At 58.7% G+C, this 21,010-nt stretch carries 20 protein-coding genes; 6 read left to right on the top strand and 14 right to left on the bottom strand.

Annotated elements, in window-relative coordinates; all coding sequences use genetic code 11:
• Positions 1-36: 36 nt before the first annotated feature.
• On the bottom strand, positions 37-861 hold the full coding sequence (locus tag D4A39_RS03535) for a poly(ethylene terephthalate) hydrolase family protein (protein ID WP_199699416.1): 825 nt from the start codon (positions 859-861) through the stop codon (positions 37-39).
• Between the two features lie 337 nt (positions 862-1,198).
• Here D4A39_RS03535 and D4A39_RS03530 point away from each other — a divergent pair, with 337 nt between their 5' ends.
• The gene (locus D4A39_RS03530) at positions 1,199-1,960 is read left to right on the top strand and encodes a hypothetical protein (protein ID WP_119917646.1); all 762 of its coding nucleotides are present in this window, start codon (positions 1,199-1,201) and stop codon (positions 1,958-1,960) included.
• A gap of 136 nt (positions 1,961-2,096) precedes the next feature.
• On the opposite strand, the gene D4A39_RS03525 is transcribed toward D4A39_RS03530, so the two are convergent.
• From D4A39_RS03525 to D4A39_RS03505, 5 genes are all read right to left on the bottom strand, one after another.
• Complete coding sequence (locus D4A39_RS03525; protein WP_119917493.1) at positions 2,097-4,259, bottom strand: malate synthase G; 2,163 nt, start codon at positions 4,257-4,259, stop codon at positions 2,097-2,099.
• Positions 4,260-4,501: 242 nt separating this feature from the next.
• Positions 4,502-5,356, bottom strand: coding sequence for a tRNA 2-thiocytidine(32) synthetase TtcA (gene ttcA, locus D4A39_RS03520; RefSeq protein ID WP_119917492.1), 855 nt, complete (start codon positions 5,354-5,356; stop codon positions 4,502-4,504).
• Positions 5,356-6,153, bottom strand: coding sequence for an SDR family oxidoreductase (locus D4A39_RS03515; RefSeq protein WP_119917491.1), 798 nt, complete (start codon positions 6,151-6,153; stop codon positions 5,356-5,358). The genes ttcA and D4A39_RS03515 overlap by 1 nt, the downstream gene beginning before the upstream one ends.
• A 274-nt stretch (positions 6,154-6,427) precedes the next feature.
• Positions 6,428-7,627, bottom strand: a complete 1,200-nt coding sequence (locus D4A39_RS03510) for an acyl-CoA dehydrogenase family protein (RefSeq protein WP_022984356.1) — start codon at positions 7,625-7,627, stop codon at positions 6,428-6,430.
• Between the two features lie 10 nt (positions 7,628-7,637).
• Positions 7,638-8,732 carry an acyl-CoA dehydrogenase family protein gene (locus tag D4A39_RS03505; RefSeq protein ID WP_119917490.1) on the bottom strand — a complete coding sequence of 365 codons (1,095 nt, stop codon included), beginning with the start codon at positions 8,730-8,732 and terminating at the stop codon, positions 7,638-7,640.
• Between the two features lie 168 nt (positions 8,733-8,900).
• Between D4A39_RS03505 and D4A39_RS03500 the strand changes: the two genes are divergently transcribed.
• From D4A39_RS03500 to D4A39_RS03490, 3 genes are all read left to right on the top strand, one after another.
• The gene (locus D4A39_RS03500) at positions 8,901-9,992 is read left to right on the top strand and encodes a GGDEF domain-containing protein (protein ID WP_233552396.1); all 1,092 of its coding nucleotides are present in this window, start codon (positions 8,901-8,903) and stop codon (positions 9,990-9,992) included.
• Between the two features lie 63 nt (positions 9,993-10,055).
• Positions 10,056-10,598, top strand: a complete 543-nt coding sequence (locus D4A39_RS03495; protein WP_119917489.1) for a YecA/YgfB family protein — start codon at positions 10,056-10,058, stop codon at positions 10,596-10,598.
• A gap of 204 nt (positions 10,599-10,802) precedes the next feature.
• Positions 10,803-11,612, top strand: a complete 810-nt coding sequence (locus D4A39_RS03490) for a DUF2914 domain-containing protein (protein ID WP_119917488.1) — start codon at positions 10,803-10,805, stop codon at positions 11,610-11,612.
• Between the two features lie 45 nt (positions 11,613-11,657).
• On the opposite strand, the gene D4A39_RS03485 is transcribed toward D4A39_RS03490, so the two are convergent.
• Positions 11,658-12,230, bottom strand: a complete 573-nt coding sequence (locus tag D4A39_RS03485; protein WP_119917487.1) for a hypothetical protein — start codon at positions 12,228-12,230, stop codon at positions 11,658-11,660.
• A gap of 17 nt (positions 12,231-12,247) precedes the next feature.
• The gene (locus D4A39_RS03480; protein ID WP_119917486.1) at positions 12,248-13,816 is read right to left on the bottom strand and encodes a GMC oxidoreductase; all 1,569 of its coding nucleotides are present in this window, start codon (positions 13,814-13,816) and stop codon (positions 12,248-12,250) included.
• Positions 13,817-13,989: 173 nt separating this feature from the next.
• On the opposite strand from D4A39_RS03480, the gene D4A39_RS03475 reads away from it, so the two are divergent.
• Entirely contained in the window at positions 13,990-14,256 is a 267-nt protein-coding gene (locus D4A39_RS03475) for a hypothetical protein (RefSeq protein WP_022984349.1), read from the top strand.
• Positions 14,257-14,376: 120 nt separating this feature from the next.
• Positions 14,377-15,471 (top strand): prolipoprotein diacylglyceryl transferase family protein, encoded by a 1,095-nt coding sequence (locus tag D4A39_RS03470; protein WP_022984348.1) that lies wholly within the window; start codon positions 14,377-14,379, stop codon positions 15,469-15,471.
• A gap of 17 nt (positions 15,472-15,488) precedes the next feature.
• Here D4A39_RS03470 and modC read toward each other — a convergent pair whose 3' ends face one another.
• From modC to D4A39_RS03440, 6 genes are all read right to left on the bottom strand, one after another.
• Complete coding sequence (gene modC, locus D4A39_RS03465) at positions 15,489-16,538, bottom strand: molybdenum ABC transporter ATP-binding protein (protein ID WP_119917485.1); 1,050 nt, start codon at positions 16,536-16,538, stop codon at positions 15,489-15,491.
• Positions 16,535-17,233 (bottom strand): molybdate ABC transporter permease subunit, encoded by a 699-nt coding sequence (gene modB / locus D4A39_RS03460; RefSeq protein ID WP_119917484.1) that lies wholly within the window; start codon positions 17,231-17,233, stop codon positions 16,535-16,537. Before modB ends, modC begins: the two co-directional genes overlap by 4 nt.
• On the bottom strand, positions 17,223-17,948 hold the full coding sequence (modA, locus tag D4A39_RS03455) for a molybdate ABC transporter substrate-binding protein (protein WP_119917644.1): 726 nt from the start codon (positions 17,946-17,948) through the stop codon (positions 17,223-17,225). Before modA ends, modB begins: the two co-directional genes overlap by 11 nt.
• A 76-nt stretch (positions 17,949-18,024) precedes the next feature.
• Positions 18,025-19,014, bottom strand: coding sequence for an oxygen-dependent tRNA uridine(34) hydroxylase TrhO (gene trhO / locus D4A39_RS03450; RefSeq protein WP_119917483.1), 990 nt, complete (start codon positions 19,012-19,014; stop codon positions 18,025-18,027).
• On the bottom strand, positions 19,011-19,343 hold the full coding sequence (locus tag D4A39_RS03445) for a BolA family protein (protein ID WP_022984343.1): 333 nt from the start codon (positions 19,341-19,343) through the stop codon (positions 19,011-19,013). Before D4A39_RS03445 ends, trhO begins: the two co-directional genes overlap by 4 nt.
• A 111-nt stretch (positions 19,344-19,454) precedes the next feature.
• Positions 19,455-20,984: a carboxylesterase/lipase family protein gene (locus D4A39_RS03440; RefSeq protein WP_119917482.1), complete on the bottom strand. Its 1,530-nt coding sequence runs from the start codon at positions 20,982-20,984 to the stop codon at positions 19,455-19,457.
• Between the last annotated feature and the right edge of the window lie 26 nt (positions 20,985-21,010).

Below are 21,010 nucleotides of genomic sequence, written 5' to 3'. Positions count from 1 at the left end.
CAGGCAACCACCAAGATTGCCTGTGACCGTTGGGCTTTACAGCCCCTTGCGTTCTACGTCCCAATCAGAGAGCCCACAGGCAGAGCAAGCGCCAGTGAAAAGGCTGGCCGCGTCACTGTCGCCGCTGAGCTGATACAGCCACCAGGCAGTGGTCATGGCTTTGTAGTCCCCGAAGTCTCCCACCGGCTCAAAGTGACTGGCGCCGTTGAGCGTCGCCCAGAACACGGGCACGTCTACACGGCTGAATACCGGCGCCTGATTCAACGTCGGTCCTGCCAGCGTGTCCAGTGAGCCGGACAACAGCAACATAGGCGCATGTTGCTGATACTGGGATGAAGTCTGGTGGCCAAGACCGAGGATGTACGGTTGCACCGGGGCGGTTGCTGTAATACGCGCATCGCGACCTGCCATGATCGTGCCGCCGCCGCCCTGGGAATGCCCGGACGCACCGATCTTGCTGAAATCAATGTTTCCTGCGTAACTGCTGCTCTGCAGGTAATCAATACAATCGAGCATTTCATCGCCGGAGCCGGCATTGCTGGTGTTGGCCGCCGCCACCACAAAGCCCCATGACGCCCAATGCTCAAGACCAGAACCGTAGGTCGTGGGGGTACCACCGGTGCCGTTGCCCCAGACAATCAATGGGTGGTTGCTACCCAGGTTGCGAGGGCGATAAATGGTACAGCCAAGGCCGCCTGAATGACGGGTCGTGGTATAGGGCCCGTCTTCCTCATACGGGGCCAGGGGGTCACTGCCATTGCCGGCCAACACGGCAGCGCTGAGCAACAGCCCCGCCAGGGCTGCACCCGCGCGAAGCAGAGTGGAGATATTCCTCGTTGTAACGCGATCATGGATTTTCATTATTGGTCCCTTTCGATCGATTAATGTGCGGGGCAGCCCTGCCCGATCGCTCTCCCAAGCCATCAGCCGTTATCTTTACACTGCCAATGCGGGCTCAGGCTGCCCCGACCCGCCCCGGAAAACACACAAGGTTCCCGACAGGCAGCACCGATTCTGTCGCGGCAGCAGATAGGCCGATATAACGGCACCGACGCCATTTGCCGTTCAACAGTGGCTCAGGTTCACCCCACAGAGGCAGTCCTCATCCCGGCCGTGAATGGCGTCACAGATGGATTTTCACTTTCACAATGCGTTGGCGTCCTGCACCCTGATATCAGGCCCCCTTTGGAGCAACGCCATGCCCAATCTGCTGACTATTGCGATCCTGATCATGACGCTAAGCCTGACCGCCACACTGCGGGCCGAGCCCATGGAGATGCATGTCATTTCTCGTCCTGATGCTGCCGCCCTGCTGCCTGTCATTGAGCCGTTACTGCCTGCTGGCGGTTCAGTTCAGGCCTATCGCGGCAAGCTGATCATCCGCACCACAGCGGAAAACCTGCGCAGCCTGCAAGGCGTGTTGGGTAATCTGGACGCCGAACCGGCGACCGTTGTTGTCCATCTGCGGCGCAGCGGTTCTTCCACTGGCAATGAGCAGCCCCTTGAGGGCACGGTGAGCCGCAATCGTGAGGGAGATCTCGACGCACAGGTACAGATTGGAGCACAGCAGTCCCGACAGCAGCAGCACGATCACTACCAGATACGCACCCTGTCCGGTTATCCCGCACGCATCAGTCGAGGCACATTACTGGCACTGTCGAACGGCGCCTACGGAACCCAGCTGGCCGCTCTTGATCAGGGCATACAAGTCACCCCGCAAAGCCTCCCGGACGGCCAGGTGGTACTCAGTATTCAGCAGCAACACGACACTGTTTCCGGCAACATCACAGCCAATACCCAGCACAGCGCTACCACCCTGCAGGTCACACCAGGCCAATGGCACCCCATGGGGAGCATCCAGATTGATCAATCCCGGCAGCAGCGAGGCATAGGCGGTAGCAGCCACCAGCGGAGTACATTGGTGCTGCCCATTGAGGTGATGGTTCAGATCAGTGAATAGTTAACAGTGAACAGTGAATAGCTGCGCGAGCAGCGCTGGTCAGGCTCTACAACGCAAGAGGCCGCGCCCAATGTCTGGGCGCGGCCTCTTTGCTTTCAGGCAACCAACAACGCGCGAGCGCGCCGCTGTTAACTGCTTACTTGCCTGCTTTCAGCTCTCTACGACGACGGTGCAGAACCGGCTCGGTGTAACCGCTCGGCTGGGAGCAGCCTTCAAATACCAGTTCTACTGCTGCCTGGAAGGCAACGGAGCCGTCGAAGTCCTTGGCCATGGGGGTGTAGAGCGGATCGTTGGCGTTCTGACGATCAACCACTTCAGCCATGCGCTTCAGGGTTTCCATCACCTGGTCTTTGTTGGTGATGCCGTGGTGCAGCCAGTTGGTCACGTGCTGGCTGGAGATACGCAGGGTAGCGCGGTCTTCCATCAGACCCACATCATTGATGTCCGGCACCTTGGAACAACCGACACCCTGGTCAATCCAGCGTACCATGTAACCGAGGATGCCCTGGGCGTTGTTGTCCAGCTCCTGCTGGATTTCCTCAGCAGACAATTCACGGTCCAGCAGCGGCAGCGTGAGGATGTCGTCCAGGGAGGCACGCTCACGGCTGGCCAGCTTGGCCTGAACCTCGGCCACATTCACTTCATGATAGTGAGTCACGTGCAGGGTGGCCGCCGTCGGGGACGGTACCCAGGCACAGTTTGCGCCCGCGTTGGGGTGACCGGCCTTGTTGGCCATCATCTGTGCCATTTCGTCCGGCATGGCCCACATCCCTTTACCAATCTGGGCGTGACCCGGCAGGCCGCATTCCAGACCGATATCCACGTTCCACGCCTCGTAGGCATTGATCCACGGCATGCCTTTCATGTCGCCCTTGCGAGCAAACGGACCGGCTTCCATGGAGGTGTGCATTTCATCGCCGGTACGGTCGAGGAAACCGGTATTGATGAAGATCACCCGGTCGCTGGCCTGACGGATACACTCTTTCAGGTTCACGGTGGTGCGGCGCTCTTCATCCATGATGCCGATTTTCAGGGTCTTGTCGGCCAGGCCCAGCGCCTTCTCAACACGACCAAACAGCTCAACGGCAAACGCCACTTCTTCCGGGCCGTGCATCTTCGGCTTCACGATGTACACGGAACCGGTACGGCTGTTGCTCAGCTTGTTGATCTTTTTCAGGTCGTGCATGGCAGCCAGAACGGTCACCATACCGTCCATGATACCTTCCGGGGTTTCCTCACCGTTCATGAGGATGGCCGGGTTGGTCATCAGGTGGCCCACGTTACGCACCAGCAGCAGAGAGCGGCCATGCAGGGTCAGGGTGGAGCCGTCCAGCGCGGTGTACTCACGGTCGCCGTTCATGGAACGGGTCAGGGTTTTGCCGCCTTTTTCGAAGCTTTCCTGAAGGTCGCCTTTCATCAGGCCGGCCCAGTTACGGTACACCTCGACCTTGTCTTCGGCGTCAACCGCCGCAACCGAGTCTTCGCAGTCCTGAATAGTGGTGATGGCCGATTCCAGCAGCACGTCTTTCATGTTGGCAGCATCATCTGCGCCAATCGGGTGGCTGGCGTCAAATTGCAGCTCAGCATGCAGGTTGTTGTGCTTGACCAGTACGCCGGTGGGCGCCGCGGCGTCGCCCAGGAAGCCCTTCAGCTGGGATTCGTCTTTCAGGCCGGTCTTTTCGCCGCCAAGGGACACAACCAGCTTGCCATCGACGATCGCGTAGCCAGTGCTGTCCTTGTGGGAACCGTTGGCCAGCGGGAAGTAGTTATCCAGGAAGTCGCGCGCCCAGGCGATCACCTTGGCACCACGCTTCGGGTTGTAGGCACCGCCTTTCTCGGCGCCGCCTTCATCGGAAATCACGTCGGTGCCGTACAGGGCATCGTACAGGCTGCCCCAGCGAGCGTTAGCCGCATTCAGGGCAAAACGGGCGTTCTTCACCGGTACTACCAGCTGCGGGCCGGCAATAGTGGCGATTTCCTCGTCCACGTTCTCGGTGGTCACCTTGAACGCATCGCCTTCCGGCAGCAGGTAGCCGATCTCGGACAGGAACTGCTTGTATTCAGCCATGTCGATGGCCTGGCCCTTGCGCGCCTTGTACCACTCATCCATCTGTGCCTGGATCGCTTCACGCTTTTCCAACAGCGCCTTGTTCTTCGGCGCCAGGTCTTTGAGGATGGCTTCCAGCTCGCCCCAGAAGTGATCCGGGTCGACGCCGGTACCCGGCGCGATCTCGTTGACTACCAGATCATGGAGTTCAGCAGCGATTTCAAGGCTACCCTTCTGAATACGATCGGTCATGGTGCTCCTACCCTTCTGGTCCAGAGAATCTTCAATAAAACGGCGCTTTCATGGTGCTGACTCAATGTATTGTCAGGCCTGTCCAGTGAGCGGATCAGGCAACCATATCAAGCCCGGGGGGTGCTATTGCGAGAATACAGCCAGACACGGCTGCTCGCGAAAAAATCGGTGGGCATTCTAGCCGAAACGCGGCCACGAATCATGTTTAGTGACATAATTTAGCGTGACTGGCGAGTCTGCGATCAACCGAAAAGGTTGACCACGTCAAGGCGATGTGCCTGCTCGCCACCCCGCTGCTGGCCCTGCTCAAGATGTTCAAAATCAAACAGGCGAGTATCAGCCAGCTGGGACGGGGCAATGTTCTGTACCGCAGCAAAGATATTCTCGATCCGCCCCGGCTGTTCCCGATCCCATTTTTGCAGCATCTCCTTGATCACCTGACGCTGCAGGTTTTCCTGGGAACCACACAGGTTGCAGGGAATGATCGGGAAATCCTTCAGGCCGGAGAATTCCACAATGTCCTTCTCGCGACAGTATGCCAGCGGACGGATAACAATATTGCGGTTGTCATCACTGCGCAGCTTCGGTGGCATGGCCTTCATCTTGCCGCCGTAGAACATATTCAGGAACAGGGTTTCGACGATATCGTCACGGTGATGACCCAGGGCAATCTTGTTGGCGCCAATCTCTTCGGCAAAGCCATACAAGCTGCCGCGACGCAGGCGCGAGCACAGACTGCAGGTGGTCTTGCCCTCCGGCACCTTCTCCTTGACGATGGAATAGGTGTCCTTTTCCAGGATGTGGTACGCCACCCCCTCTTTCTCCAGATACTCTGGCAGGATGTGCTCGGGGAAACCCGGTTGTTTCTGATCCAGGTTCACCGCCACCAGCTCGAAGTTTACCGGCGCGGAATGCTGCAGATTGCGGAGGATTTCCAGCATGGTGTAGGAATCCTTGCCGCCAGACAGGCACACCATCACCTTGTCGCCTTCACTGATCATGTTGAAGTCGGCAATGGCACGGCCCACTTCCCGCCGCAGCTTTTTCTGCAGCTTGTTGAAGCGCGTCTTTTTCTTGGCGTCGAGGCTATCTGACATCAGGTGACCTTCATCTTCCGGATCAGTCGTCGATACAGGGGCGGAGACCAGCGTTTCAGGTACACACCGGCCTTTTCGCGGCCGGCGATGATAACCTGATCACGGCCTTGCTGCACGGCCTTGAGCAACCGTTCAGCGCATTCTTCGGCCGGCATGGCACTCAACTGGGCATCATCCATGCTGCCCTGGGCTGAGCCATCCGCAGTGAGCGCATTGACAGAGACCTGGGTTCGCACGAAACCGGGCATCACCAGGGTGACCCGCAAGCCATTGTCGTATTCTTCTGCTCCCAGGGATTCAAAGAAACCGTGCAGGGCATGTTTACTGGCGCTGTAAGCACTGCGCAGCGGTGTGGGTAACTCGCCGACCAGGGAGGTGATGACCACAAAGCGCCCTTCCCCCTGCTCACGGAACCAGGGCAATACCTCCTTGGTCAGCGCAACCGTGCCAAAGAAGTTCACTTCCATGATGCGACGGTCTACCGCCAGATCGGTGTCTGCCACGCGTGAACGCTGGGAAATGCCGCCATTGTGCACCAGGATATCCAGCCCACCGAAGCGCTCGCGCACGGCCTGCACCGCGGCTGGCATGGCGCCGCTGTCTGCCAGATCCAATGGCAATATCAGATGTTGCTGCGCATTGACCAGGGTTTCACGAACCCGCTCAAGCTCCGCCTCACGACGGGCTGACAACACCAGCCGCGCCCCGCGACGGGCAAAGGACTTGGCCACTGCTTCACCAATGCCCGAAGAGGCACCGGTAATCCAGACAATCTTGCCTGCCAGGCTGTTGGACATACTGCCGTCTCCCAGAATATGAGTACCGCAGAGGGTAATGGGATCGGAGGGAAAACCAAAGGTTCTTCGCGGATTTCAGGGACGCTTATGTGGTTTGCTCTGGTCGGGCGTCAGACGTCGGCAATCTGACGCGCCAACCCGACTCGCAAGGGTACAGCTTCAGGGCCTGCTTGCTCGGGACGACGGGTTTTCTGTCTTTCGCGTCAGACGTCCGACTTCAGACGTCTGACGAACCGGTTTTCTCACCCGGCAAGCGGAGCCCGTTCGAAGCCAGCTATTTCAGCTCCTTGGACGACAACCCCAGAAGATGCCGCGCCACGATAAGTTGCTGGATTTGCTGGGTGCCTTCGAAGATGTCGATGATCTTGGAGTCACGGGCCAGCTTTTCCAGCAGGGTGCGCTCGGAATACCCAAGCTCACCACACAGCGCAACGCATTTGAGGGTCACCTCATTGCCCATGCGCCCCGCCTTGGCCTTGCACATGGAGGCTTCCTTCGAATTGGGCTGACCGTTGTCGGCCATCCAGGCCGCTTTCAGCGTCATCAGTCGTGCCGCCTCAAGATCCGCCTCCAGCCGATACAGTTCCAGTTCACGGGCCGTGGAGTTATAAGGCAGTTTCGAGAAATCAGCGCTAACCTGCTCTTTTTCATAGATTTCACGAGTTATTTCCAATGCGGCACGGGCAACCCCCAATGCCATGGCGGCCACCTGGGGACGGGTGTTATCGAAGGTCTGCATGACCCCACCAAAGGCTTTTTTGCGCGCCTCTTCCGTGTCGGCGATCTCCGCTGAGCCCAGCACATGGTCTACCGGGATCCGGCAATCGTTGAGCGACAATGCCGCCGTATCCGAGACCCGCAGGCCCATCTTGTCTTCCACCCGCACCAAACTCATGCCCGGGTTATCACGGGGCACAATGAATGACTTGATCGCCGCCTTGCCCAACGCTTTGTCCAGGGTTGCCCATACCACCACGGCATCGCAACGCTGCCCGCCCGTGCAATAGATCTTTTCGCCATTCAGGATCCACTCATCGCCGTCACGCACCGCCGTGGTGCTGATGGCCGCGGAATCGGACCCGGCCCCCGGCTCGGTGATCGCCATGGCACAGTAGAGTTTGCCGTACTGCTGCTTCTGTTCCGGAGTGCCTACCGCCGAGATCGCCGCGTTACCCAGACCACTCCCGGGGATAGACAGCATCAAGCCCACGTCGCCCCAGCACATGGCCTCAACGCCCATGATCCCCATCATGTTGGCCCCGTTTTTAATGCCATCGGAGCCTTTGCCACTGCCTTTTTTGCCGCCGCCACTCATGGCGGCCATCATCTGCGCCACCGGCTTGAGCTCTTCCGGGGTATCGCAATGCTCAATGGCGTCGTACTTGCGGGAGATCGGTCGGAAGACACCACTGGCCAGCTGCTGGGCCATTTGCTGCACCTGGGTCAATTTTTGCGGAAGTTCGAGATTGATCATGTCGGTCTCCTTATACGACGAGGCTGCCGTGCAGCACGGCAATGCTGCGCAGGTTGCGGTACCACATTTCCAGCGGGTAATCGCGGACGAAGCCGGCTCCGCCGAACAGCTGAATACCGTTGGTGCCGATCTGCATGGCTTTCTCCATGCATTGCAGATGGGCCAGGTAGGCCTCGCGATAGAACGACAACCCCTGCTCCGCCCGGCTGGCCGCCCGCAACATCAACAAGCGCATGCCTTCCAGTTCGATACCGATGTCCGCCACCATGAACGCCACTGACTGACGCCAGGCGATGGGCTCGCCAAATGCCTTGCGTTCTTTCACATAGGGGATGCTGTAATCCAGCACCGCCTGGCAGCACCCCACCGCCAAGGCACACTGCCCGATCCATGACAACGCCTGCAGGCGCGGCAAATCAAAGCCCGAGAGCCTGTCTGCCTCGCTGACCGCCACATCCTGTAGCTCCAGAGTGGCCAGTGCGGCACTGCGAAGCCCCATGGCCGGCTCGGCCTTGACGCTGACCCCGGGAAGATCGCTGGACACCAGAAAACCGGCCGGGCCCGACTCTGTGGCAGCCACTACCACAAACAATCCGCACGCCTCCCCCATGGGGATCAGGCTCTTGGTGCCATTTAGACGATACTCACTACCTTCGCTCACAGCCTGGGTGGCCAACTCCGTAGGCTCGAAGGTTGCCCGGGGCTCGGTCAGTGCAACGGCGGCCTGGCCCGCTTCACCGCTGGCCAGCCCGGGCAACAGGCGCTCCTGCTGTTCCTCGCTACCCCCTTCGACCAGCACATTCACCACCCCCATGGTCTGCAGGGCAGCAAGGGTATGGGACATGTCGCCCTGCCCAAGGTCCTCACACGCCAACGCATTGGAAAGCGGGGAACGCGGCATACCGACCCCGCCCAGCGCTTCGGGAATGGGCATCAACGCCAGACCGAATTCCTGAATGCCTGCCACCAGGGCAGCGTCAGGACTGGCGGCATCATCGGCAGCCCTGGCCGCGGGTGACAGCGTGTCACGCGCAAAGCGGAGCATGTTCTCGCGGGTAATACGTTGCTCTTCAGTGAGTGTTAGATCGAACGGAGCTGAATCCATACCGAACCTCATAGTGATTATCGTCAGCAATCAAACGTTTGTTTGATATCCACAGTCTGCCAGCGATTGTCTACAGTGAACAATGACAAGGACTGTGACCTCGGACGATAAAAACGGTAAAGTTGTCGAAAAATAAAACAACACTCTTCACAAGGATTTTGTGGCTTCGTGTTTATCCTGATCCCCAGCAATCCGCCGGAGCGGGCCATCCGGCTACGCCGCCAGTTTATGGCGCTCTACTCCTACCTGTTACTTTGGATGGGCACTTTTCTTGGTGTTCAGCTGAGTGCTTTTGAGCCAGGCACCCCGCATGCGTTGATCTTTGGCTGGCTCTACGGGATCAACGCTCTTTTCTACCTCATGATCCGCAGCGGCTGCAGTGAACGGCTGAAGGACCCCAGCCTGACCTTTCTGCAGATGGCCACCGGCATCCTGGCCACCACCGCCATCCTGTATTTCTCGCGTGAACTGCGTGGCGCCATGCTCAGTATCTATTTCATGGTCATGACCTTCGGCGTCTTCGCGCTGGATCGCCGCGGCCTGATGCTGATGGCCCTTTTCACCCTCACCTGCTTCACCGGGCTCCAGGTCTTCGAATTATCCACTTCTCCGCATTCTGTGGTGTTTTCCTACCTGATCGGTCACTGGATAATTCTGGCACTGGGCTTGTGCTGGTTTATCTATGTTGGAGGTTATATTCATAACCTCCAGACCCGGGTTCGGGACCAACGAGAAAGCCTTCGAGAAGCCCACGAGCGGCTTTCGGCAATCGCCATACGTGACGAACTCACCGGTCTGTACAACCGACGACATTTCCTTGAAAGGCTAGACGAAGAGATGTCCCTTGCCGAACGCAATGGCAGCGCCTTGCACCTTGCCATTATCGACCTGGATCACTTCAAGCAGGTTAACGATCAATACGGCCATGCAGCCGGGGACGAAGTGCTGTGCCGCTTCAGCAATTTGGCCAGCCAGGGGCTGCGACGCTCGGACTTGTTGGCCCGCTACGGGGGAGAGGAATTTGTTGTGCTGTTCCCTCATGCGTCCAAGCAAGCCTGCATGGCTGCCATGGAGCGCCTTCGTGACGCCTTTGCCTCCCAGGATTTCGGTTTTTCTGGTGCCATGCAAACCTCCTTTTCTGCAGGACTTGCGGCCTACCAAAAAGGGGAATCCGCCGAGTCATTCACCCATCGTGCCGATACCGCGCTTTATGAAGCCAAAGCCGCTGGTCGTAACCGAATTCATCTGACCGGGGAATAAGCTGCCGATTTGCGGTTTCCTGCTCGCGCCAGTACCGCTATCCTTGCTGACCTTGGAGGGCCCATGTCAGACATAACCAATCCCAGCCTCAAAAACACCGTTCGCAAACATTTCCAGAGTCTTGGCGAAGACGCCCCTACCTGGACAGAACTGCATGGCCTGCTGTGCGCTCTTGCCGTTGGGCCTGCCTTTGACGACATCAATTACAGTGAGCTGCTGGAATTGGACGTCCCAGAGAATGTCAAAGCCGCGCTTAACGATTTGTGCCAGCGACTCGAATCACAGCTTACCAGTGGCGAACCAATCAACCTTCCATGCCTGCTCGATCCTTACCAGGAAGAAGATGGTCAGGACCTGGCTAGCTGGTGCGCTGGCTTCATGACAGGCGTTTTCGCCGACGAAGACACCTGGTATCAGGACGACGAATCCACCATGGCTGAAATGCTGCTGCCCTTTGTGTTGATTTCTGGTCTGGATGAAGATGAAGCGCTCGATGACATCTGGAATAACACACAATTGGTCCGGCAAATGGCTCTGAGCATCCCTGACCTGCTGGAAGAATTGTTCCTGGTCTTCCATGGCCCCGATAGTGACGATTCCGATTAACGGCGCCTTTTTCCTCTCCAAAGCCTTACCTGCGTGACCTGGTTCCACGCCCTGTTATCACCAAGCCTCTACCCTTACACAAACATGAACTGATATGCACTGGTGCCCCCAAGGGCGCCAGTGTCAACCAGGGGAAATGCGGTGGGTTATCTGAGGGCACCTTATCTGACAGCACTGGCCATAGGCCTGTTACCAACACCCGGGATGGCCGAAGCACCAGCCGAGAGCGATATCCTCTGCCCAACCCTGACCGTGGCAGTTTTCACGTCAGCAGTCCAAAACCGCGTGCCCCTCAGCGAACTCACTGAGGCTCCTGTTAACCTCAGCGAACTGTTTTTTTATACCGCTGTAACCAACGGGGAGGGAACTGAGTTGCATCATCGCTGGAGCTATAACAACACGAGGGTGGCTGATGTAAGTCTGGAGGTAGGTTCTGATTTCTGGCGCACCTGGTCTTCCAAAAGTTTTGCCAACCTTGCTCTGGAACCCGGGGGACAATGGCAAGTTGATGTCTCCACGGCATCAGGCTGTACGCTTGGTCAATGGACTCTGACATTGGTTGAGGCAGACATCTCCTCTGGCTTCATCGAAGCCCAGCCGGCAATGCAGCCGGAAGAAACCAATACCCCGGTCCCCTCCACACCAGCCCCCCCGCACAACTCACCGGTAGACCTTCAGGAAAACTATGCCGCCATCAAGGAGTTACTGGAGCTGGGAGATAGCAGTGGCGCCCGTCGAGCGATCAAACTGGCACGCGAGCGCACCCTGAATCCGGACCAGCTAGAGGAACTGGACGCACTGGAAACCGATAGTAATGCCTTTGCCCGGCTGAGCCAGTTGATCCGGCAGCGAGATATCGCTGGCGCCCGACAACTCCTCGCGCAGTTGATGATCAGTGTGCCGCAAAGCAGCCCGGTCTATTCCGCACTACAAAGTCGCCGCGAGTTGCTGGAACAGCTCGGAGCCACATCCGATAGCCACGAAGGGTTTCAATCAGTCGCAAACAATCCTTGAACGAGGGCCATGCGGCATACCCACTCAGCGACAGGGGCTCGCGGACTAGTCGTCTTTCAGGGAAAGATGGCTGATATCCGGATTAACTTCTGTTTTCTGCTCTTTTTTCTGGCCAAGGTCTTCACCAGCAGCCGCCATACTCAAGTGACTCACATCCGGTGCATCCGGAGGCGGCTGATGCTCACTGTTATCCATGTCAGCTCCCACATCTGCCACCGTAAAAGATCCAGAGAACCCTGTCCCGCCAGTGCGGATTGTGCCTACGGTTTCCAGGTCGCCACTCTCTTGGTCGGCATCAGAGGCGGTACCACCGGATACCTTTGCCTCCGCCGGGCCGGTCCCTGCCTGCTTGACCGGTGTCGGTGATGTCGGCGCCGCCGCAGGGGCTGAAGGCTTAAGTTCGCACTCCGCCCCCGCCTGCTTCAACACCGCCCGAAATTTCATGGCGGTGGCCTGATCCGCCTCTTTCTTCAGCACCACGGGCTGGCCAGAAAACAGCTTTTCAACCCGGGCGGCATCCATCTTGAACACCCGGCCAAGATTGGCTTTCACTGTGGCCGGGTCCGCACCACGAACCAGTTGGCCGGAAAACACCACGTTGAAACGGGCATCGCTCATAACCAAATCCTTCTTAATTAGTGCATCTCACTGGCAGCGTATTCCGCCAGTGCCGCAATGGTTCGAGACGGGTTCAACCCCAGGGCCCGCGGTACCATTGCGCCGTCGATCACAAACAGATTGGGATAATTGAACACCTCCCCGCGATGATTCACCACCCCGGTATCAACACTATCGGCCATATTGCAGCCGCCCAGCGGGTGCGGAGTGATCAGATCCTTGAACAGGGTCCAGTTGGGAGGTGTTGACGGATCCCCACCTGTGGCAGCAGTCAGCGCGAGATGACGCTCGGACAAACCATTGACGGCCTTTTCTGCCTTGCGGTAATCCCAGTTGAGTTTCAAATGGTTTCGTTTCCAGGGCCAGTACCAGCGACGGCCAAGATAAAAGCGGCCGCCCGGATCATCCATGGCTTGCCCGAACCAGGGCATCATTTCCGAAAACGGGTCACTGCTTTGCCCGTATTTCAGCATGGCCTTACCAAGCCGGGTTCCACGGAAACGCGGGTCCTTGCCCAGTCGGTCCAGCATGCTGCCCATCACATCAGGGATGCCGCCGTCTTCGACAAAATACCGGGCCCCACCGTCACTGCCATCGAGATAATCAATGGCTGAAGAGATTGTCGGTCCCCGGGTCGGAGAAATCGACCGGCCCTTGTAGGTTGCTGCGGTGGCGAAGTCACCATTGCAAGACCATTGATGCCCCAATGCCCGGCTGAGTTTTGGCAGGGTCTTGTACTGATCCCGGTTGCGCAACAGCAATTCCGTCGATCCCACAGACCCGGCTGCCACGATGACTTTTTCTGCCCGGAACACACGCCAGCACTGCCCATCCAGATCTCGCGCGCGGACTTCATAACCGCCGCCAGTCAACGGGCGAATCGTCCGCACATGATGAAGCGGGCGAATCTCGGCTCCGGCACTCTCAGCCGCTGCCAAATAATTCAGATCCAGGGTGTTCTTGGCCTGCACCGGGCAGCCCAGATCGCAGTTACCGCAATGGGTGCAGGTCCCCTGCTGTTTGCCCTGATCATTGGTCCACTGCTTGCTGTGCCGCGCATCATAGGCATCATCAAGATCACTGGACCAGTCTGGATTAAAGGTGATCGCCTGGGGCACAACCATAAACCGTTCACCGGCCCCGGTTGCCTCAGCGGCCTCTTTCATCAAATGCGTGCGCGGCGTCCACTGGTTTTCAGGCAGGGTCTGTACGTTGAGCATCACCCCGGTAGTGTCGTAGTGCGGCTTCAGGGTCGCGTAGTCAATGGCTTCCGGCCAGCCGTGATCGAATGCTTGCGGCTTTGCCTCGATACTGACGTTGGCATAGATCAGTGAGCCACCTCCCACACCGGCGCCCATGGCTACACTCATGTCACCAAAATAACGGAAGTCGATCCAGCCATTCTGTTTTTCCGGTTCGTCTTCGTCCCAGAACCAATCGCGCTGAGTAACCGACGGATATTCCGACGCCAGCCAGCGACGGCCTCTTTCCAGTACCAGAACCTTGCTTCCCTTCTCTGCCATACGGCAAGCCATTACTGCGCCACCGAAACCACTGCCGATGACCAGCACGTCAACTTTTTCCATGTTCTCCCCAACCCAAATGGTGAAATTGGCGCCGTCCCTGCTTATTCAGTCGCTGAGTGCCAACTCCGTTTTTTTAATCATGATTTTGCACTATAAAATCTGCTGTCAATCCTGTCTATTTCAGGGGCTTTCCAGTACCCTTCGCGCTGTTTTTACCGGTGCCGGCACAGCCCATGGAACAGATTGATTTCGTCAGTATTGAAGAACAGCAACGCCCGCGTAAACGCCGTGCTGCCACTCCCTCTAGCGCTTCCGCCCAAAACCGTAAGCCCTCAGCCCGTTCCCGACAGGGTGCAGTACGCGAAGGTTACCGTCGCCTTACTGCTGATATCCCTGCCGACTTGCACAAGCGCCTCAAGATGCAGGCCCTGATGGAAGATCGCTCAGTGACCGAACTGATCGTGCAGGCTGCAGAAAGCTTTCTTCGCAACCGCGACTAAGGCGTCCCTCGATAGCCCCTTGTCCCTTGTGTCTGGGGTTTCATGCAAACGTCACCTCATTGTCACGGCCCTGCACCGCCAGGCCCTCACGCTGTGCAGAAATCGTGATGGAGACTGACGATGACAGCTGCAGACGGATTCCTGCTCGGTGTTGCCCTGTTTCTTGCCCTGGCTTTTCGTTTCCTGTTTCGGCACTTGCCGGAGGAGCGCTGGCAATTTGTGGCCTCTCTTCCCCTCAAGAAACGCCATGACGGTGCCTGGCAGGGGTTAAACCTGACCTTCTATGGACTCTTCACCGGACTGGCGGGAGGGTGTGGCGTCGCCTGTTTTATCCTGCTCACCTCCGCCGCTGGGGTGTCGCTACTGACCGCGCTGGCCCTGACTGCCGGGGTATTGGTGATCTGTCTGCCCGCGGCCAAGATCATTGCCACCATCGTTGAAAAGAACCGCCACGGCTTCACCGTGGGCGGAGCCAGCTTTGTAGGTATATTGATTGCTCCGTTGTTCCTGTGGCTGGCTGACACCCTTAGCCAACGCTGGTGGGAAACCCCATTACCTGCCCTGCCCATGCTGGCAGCCATGTCCATTGCCTATGTGGTCGGGGAAGGTATCGGCCGTCTTGCCTGTATCAGCTTTGGCTGCTGCTATGGTCAGGCACTCGGCAAAGCTCCCCGTTGGGCACAACGGATGTTTGCCACCCTCAACCATGTGTTTATCGGCAAGACCAAGAAAATTGCCTTCGCAGGTGAGATGGAAGCGGTGCCCGTTATCCCGATTCAGGCGGTCACCTGCGTGGTCTACACCAGCCTCGCCCTGATTTGCATGTCACTGTTCTTCCATGGGCTGTTTGCACTGGCGTTTGCCCTGTCGCTGGTCGGCAGCCAATTGTGGCGGGTGTACTCCGAGACCTTGCGGGCCGATTATCGCGGTGGCAGCAAACTGTTTTCGGCCTACCAATGTATGGCCATGCTGGCCGCACTCTATGGCGTGATCATCAGCATAGTGCTGCCAGCCCATGCGGATCTTGCCCCCAGTCTGGCAGCCGGGTTTGCCGGGCTGTGGACGCCGGGAGTCATACTGAGCCTGCAACTGATCACGGTGATCATGTTCTTCTTTTCCGGCACCAGCACCATTACCACTGGCGAGTTGCGCTTTGGGCTGGCCGAGGACTGGCGGCATCAGGCGGGGTGCCAGCACCCTCATGCTGCTGAGTGATCCACTAGCGTCACCGCTTACGCCAGTGCCACTGCCTTGATTTGGGCATACAGGCGCTGGCCGGGCTGGATCGCCAGCTCCCGTAATGAACGCGATGAAATTCTCGCCAGTACAATGTGTTCATCCAGTTGCAAACGCACCACATGCTGACCCGGCCCGCAGGGGGTCACCGCGACAACGGTGACCGGCAAGATATTCAGAATACTGGAACCCTCCGGCACAGAGCGGGTCAGGCTCACGTCCCGTGCTGCGATGCGCAGGCGAACCGGTTCTCCCGTTTCACGAGACTGGGCGGCAGGCAACCAGAACACATGCTGGCCGGTTTTCACCGCCTGCAAATGATCCTCCTCATCAAATCCACCCATCACCCCATTGAGCAGTGCACAGGCGTCACTGCGTGTGGCCAGAGGGCCATCCAGGCTCGCCAGTGCCTGGTGCACGGGCCCCTGATCTTGCAGCAGACCGTTGTCCATCAGCCAGACCTGGTCCGCCAGATATAACAGCTCATCGAGGCTGTGGGTGACATAGAGAACGGGGATGCGGCGGGCAATCGTCGCGATTCGTTGCAGCAGGGACTCCCGATGGGGCAAATCCACCGCTGACAGGGGTTCGTCCAGCAACAGCAAGGCGGGATCCCCAACCAGCGCACGGGCCAGTGCAACCCGCTGGGCCTCACCGCCAGAAAGCCCCTGAACGCGGCGATGGAGCAAACCCTCAATGCGCACTTCCCGGACAATCGCCGGTACATCGACCCTGCCGCCACGCCGCTTGCGCACATACTCCAGATTGCCTGCCACGGTCAGATGCGAAAACAGCGCGGGCTGCTGTTGCAGCATCCCCAGCGGTCGCTGCCAGACTGGCAAGGCGGCATGACGGCTCTGCCAGGAATGGCCATCAAAACGTACATGCCCCTCGCAGGGCAGCAGTCCAGCCAACATCTGCAACAACGAACTTTTACCCGTACCAGAAGGACCAAACAGGACGGTGACCCCCCTGCCGGGCAACACGCCGCTGGCACGTAACCGAAAGTCGCCAACCCGGCCGTGAATGTCGAATTCCAGTGTCACAGCCAGTCCCCTCTGCCTCGGGCCTGGGCGCCGGCCCGGCGTTGCCAGCGAAACAACGCCCACAGCAACACCACCGAGATCACCATCAATACCGCCGCCAACCGATGGGCGCTGGCATAATCCCCCGCCTCAACGTGCTCATAAAGCGCGACGGACGCCACCCGGGTTTGCCCCGCGAGACTGCCACCAATCATCAGCACCACCCCGAATTCCCCCAGGGTATGCGCAAAGCCCAGCATGGCAGCACTGGCATAACCGGGTCTGGCTTGAGGCAATACCAGACTGACGAAACGATCCAGTGGCCGCGCCCCGGCGACCGCCGCCATGTCCAGCTGCCGCTGATCCAGTGCCACAAAGGCGTTCTTCAGGGGTTGCAACACAAAGGGAAGCGAATACACCACAGAACCGATCACCAGACCGGGGAAACTGAACGCAAGCGAGCGCATGCCGGCCAGCTGTGCCAGCCATCCCCCTGGCCCTTGCGGCCCAAGCGCAATCAGCAAGTAAAAGCCTAATACCGACGGCGGCAACACCAGAGGCAAGGCAAAAATGGCCTCCAGTAATGCCGCACCGGGCACACGCCGGCGAGCCAGCCACCAGGCCAGCGGCGTACACAGCAACAACAGGATCGCGGTGGTTACCAGGGCCAGCTTGATACCGACCCAGAGCGCCAACCAGTCACCATTATTGAGCATGGATCACCCGGTAGCCAGAGGCCTCAATCTGCTGCTGCGCAGCCGCAGAAAACAGAAAGTCATAGAACTGCGACGCGTCAGGCGTATCGTTCAGCAGCCCGCCCTGTTGCAGAATCGGGGGATACAGTGACGTCGGAACCCGCCATTGGCTGCCGCCCTGCCCCAGAACCTGACTGAGTGCCACAAATGCCGCAGCGGCCGCTCCGCTATGGGCGAAGTGATAGCTCTGTCCGACATTCTCAGCGCGTACCAACGTCACCGATTTCGGCACCTGCAAGGCTGACAACACCGCTTGCGCAGCCTGACCGTAGGGCGCCGTTCTGGCATTGGCCAGTGCAACCGGGTGCAGGCTTACCTGACGCAGGGATTGCGGTGTAATCGGTACGCCAGGGCGCGGTGTCCACACTACCAGCACACCCTGGGCATAGGTGCGTACCGTTTCAGGCTTCAACCAGCCTTCGCGGGCAAGCTCCAGGGGGCGACGATTGTCGGCGGAAAGAAAGATATCGTAGGGCGCCCCCTGACGAATCTGGGCAGCAAGTTTACCGGTGGACGCCACCGTCAACTGGATATCTGCCTGGGGATAGCTGCGCTGGTACAGCGCGACCAATGTGCGCAGGGGAGACGCGAAATTGGCCGCGACCGCCACGCGAACGCTATCCGCGTTCGCCATCAGCGGGAGTAAAAACAGGGAGAGCAGCAAAAGGTAACGCATAAAACGGAACCGAAAGTTCACAACGGAAACAGTCTAGCCTGAATATTTCCCCCAGTACCATGTCGCTGACGGGCGATCAGTCGTGTCCCTCGCTGCGGTTCCCGGAGCCACCGGGAGTGTCCGCGTCTCGCGGGTTCATGCCCCGGTGCTGTTGGCCGCGACGGTGGGCAAGTTCGATCTGTTTCTGGCGTTCAGCAAAGCGGCGCTTTTGCTCCGCGGTGGATTCGTCAAAACACTTCGGGCATGACACACCCAACTGAAACTGATCGGACAGCTTGTCCGCATCACTGATGGGCCGGCGGCAGGCGTGACACTGGTCGAAATCTCCCGGGTTCAGATCATGGTCCACCGTTACCCGCTCATCAAACACGAAACAGTCACCCTCCCAGAGAGAGTCTTCCCGGGGCATCTCCTCCAAATACTTCAGGATGCCGCCCTTCAGATGATAGACCTCTTCAAAGCCCTGCTCTTTCAGGTAAGCAGTGGATTTTTCACAGCGAATCCCCCCGGTGCAGAACATGGCCACTTTCTTGTGCTTTTGCGGGTCCAGGGTGTTTTTCACGTAATCCGGAAATTCCCGGAACGTTTTGGTTTCCGGGTTGATTGCCCCTTTGAAGGTGCCGACCTCAACCTCGTAATCATTGCGCGTGTCGATCAGGAGGGTGTCCGGATCGCTGATGACCTCATTCCACTCTTCAGGGCTCAGGTAGGTCCCGACCTCCCGGTTAGGGTCAATCCCTTCCACGCCCATGGTGACAATTTCTTTCTTGAGTTTCACCTTGGTGCGCAGGAAAGGATGCTCGTCATGAAACGATTCCTTATGCTCCAGATCCTCCAGGCGGGGATCCTTGCGCAGCCAGTCCAGCACCGTATTGATTCCGGTACGCGGACCGGCAATGGTGCCGTTGATACCTTCATGGGCCAGCAACAGCGTGCCACGCACATCTTGCTCCAGCATCAATGCCAGCAGTGGCTCACGCAGCTGCGGGTGATCGTCCAGACGAACAAACTTGTAGAGCGCCGCCACGACAATGCTGTCTGCTCTTTCTTCTTTATGCTGACTCACGCCTTGAACTCCGGATCATGCTTGCTGCCACCCAGGCAATCAGGGGACTGGGTCACCTCTCCCCCCCTTGCCGTCCATTCCTCAACCGTGAAGGTGTGCAGGGCCAGAGCGTGGACCGGCCCAGCCAGCTCGTCTGCAAGCACCTTGTACAGCAACTGGTGACGACGCACCGGCATCATGCCGGTAAAAGACTCGCTGACCAGAACCAGTTTGAAGTGGGTTTCCGAGTTAGGCGGCACGCTGTGTTTGTGGCTTTCATTCTCGAGCTCGAAATGTGCCACAGGCACGGCATCGAAGACCTTGCGCTCGATCAATGTTGCTACACTCATGGACATCTCCCGCTCTCAGACCAGTACTCAACGTCGCAAAATAACAGCGCCCCGCCCGGATCACCGGCGCGGGGCGCGTATTCTACGCCTTTTCCTGGAAGCGGAAAAACGTCAGTGGTCAGCCGGTGACGGAATAATATCCGCCCACAAAGCCTCTGCCTCTGCATCCAAGAGACGGGCTCGCGACTCACCGGGGCCAAACTGGATAGCAGTGCGCTCCCCCTGCCAGGCCGACCAACCCGGTGCATCGCCACGAGCAAACCGGCCCCAGGCCGCCTGGACCTGGTCCGACAGGGCGCGGGCTTCGTCACCACCGCCGGTAAAATAAAGACCCGCCGGGGTATCCGTGACCCCGAAGACAAACGGGATATCCATGACATGGCAGGCCCCCATCGGCATGCCAAAGGGCTCGCTGGGCCAGGTGAACTGGAACGCCCAGCATTGGGCATTATGGCTGGACTGGGCGTCCAGAAGCCGAACCGTGGGTACACGGAACAAGCGATCGGACTCCATGGCTGCCAGCCAGTCGAGATTGCTGCGGCGCGGGTCGGGAGTCACCGCATTCTGGTAATACTCGAAGGCTCGCTGCCCATTACCGGGCAAGCCACGCTCGAAACGCCGCAGGATTTCACTGTTATCGATCTCGCGCAGGGCATCCAGGGTGGTTGTCCCCGCTAACAGGCCCGCGTACTGGAAGAACAAATACTCCTCAAGGCACACTCCTGCCATCAGCCGCTTGTCTCGGGCCGCTCCCGCCGCGATAGCGTCGATGGGCAGGCTTGGCAGCAGGTCATCGTCCAGCACCGGCAGAAAATTCATGGCGAACTGCGGGGTTGTCGTGCGTAAGCCCCGATCCACCAGAATCTTGATGGAGGCCTTCTGGGCTTTCAGCCACTGCTCCGGCTGCGCTGCGCTGAGTTTGTCTGCGGCAGAACCGCCCCCGGGCAAGGCAGCCAGAAACGCATCCGTGACCTTGCGGGCTTCGTCGCGAGACAACACGAAATCCGCAGCACCCGACTGAACGATAGCCCCGTGAAACAAGGAAGCCGCTGCTGGGCACGCCAGTAGCGTACAAACACTGAAGCCCCCGGCAGATTCGCCGAACACCGTGACCTGTTCCGGGTCTCCGCCAAAGGCCGCAATATTTTCCTGCACCCATTCCAGTGCAGCGACCTGATCACGCAACCCCAGATTGGAATCGGCCCCCAGCTCCGGCGCTACCGCCGCAAAATCGCCAAAGCCCATGGCGCCGAGCCGGTAGGCCGCATTCACCACCACCACGCCCTGACTTTTGGCCAGCGCCGCACCGTTGTAGAGCGGCTGGGAAATGGAGCCTGACAGATAGCCCCCACCATGGAACCACACCATGACCGGGAACGGCCCCTCGCCGTCAGGCTGCCAGATGTTTACGTACAAGCAATCCTCGCCGGATCCCTTGACACCCATCATGGGATTATCGACTTGCAGGGACGCAGTGGGATAACGGTTGGCCACCACCGTGTTGTCACCTGCGGGTAGCGGCTGAGGAGCCTTGAAACGGCGCTCCCCGACGGGCGCCTGGGCAAAGGGAATCCCACGGTATTCAATCACCCCGGATGAAGCGAGGCCTTCATAGCGGCCCTGTCGGGTAATAGCTGGCATCTCATGGCTCCTTCTCACAGCACGGT

The organism is Alcanivorax profundi (assembly GCF_003597125.1).
Taxonomy (GTDB): Bacteria; Pseudomonadota; Gammaproteobacteria; order Pseudomonadales; family Alcanivoracaceae; genus Alcanivorax; species Alcanivorax profundi.
The sequence above is the reverse complement of the archived record's forward strand: the minus strand, read 5'-3'. Positions and strand labels throughout refer to the sequence as shown.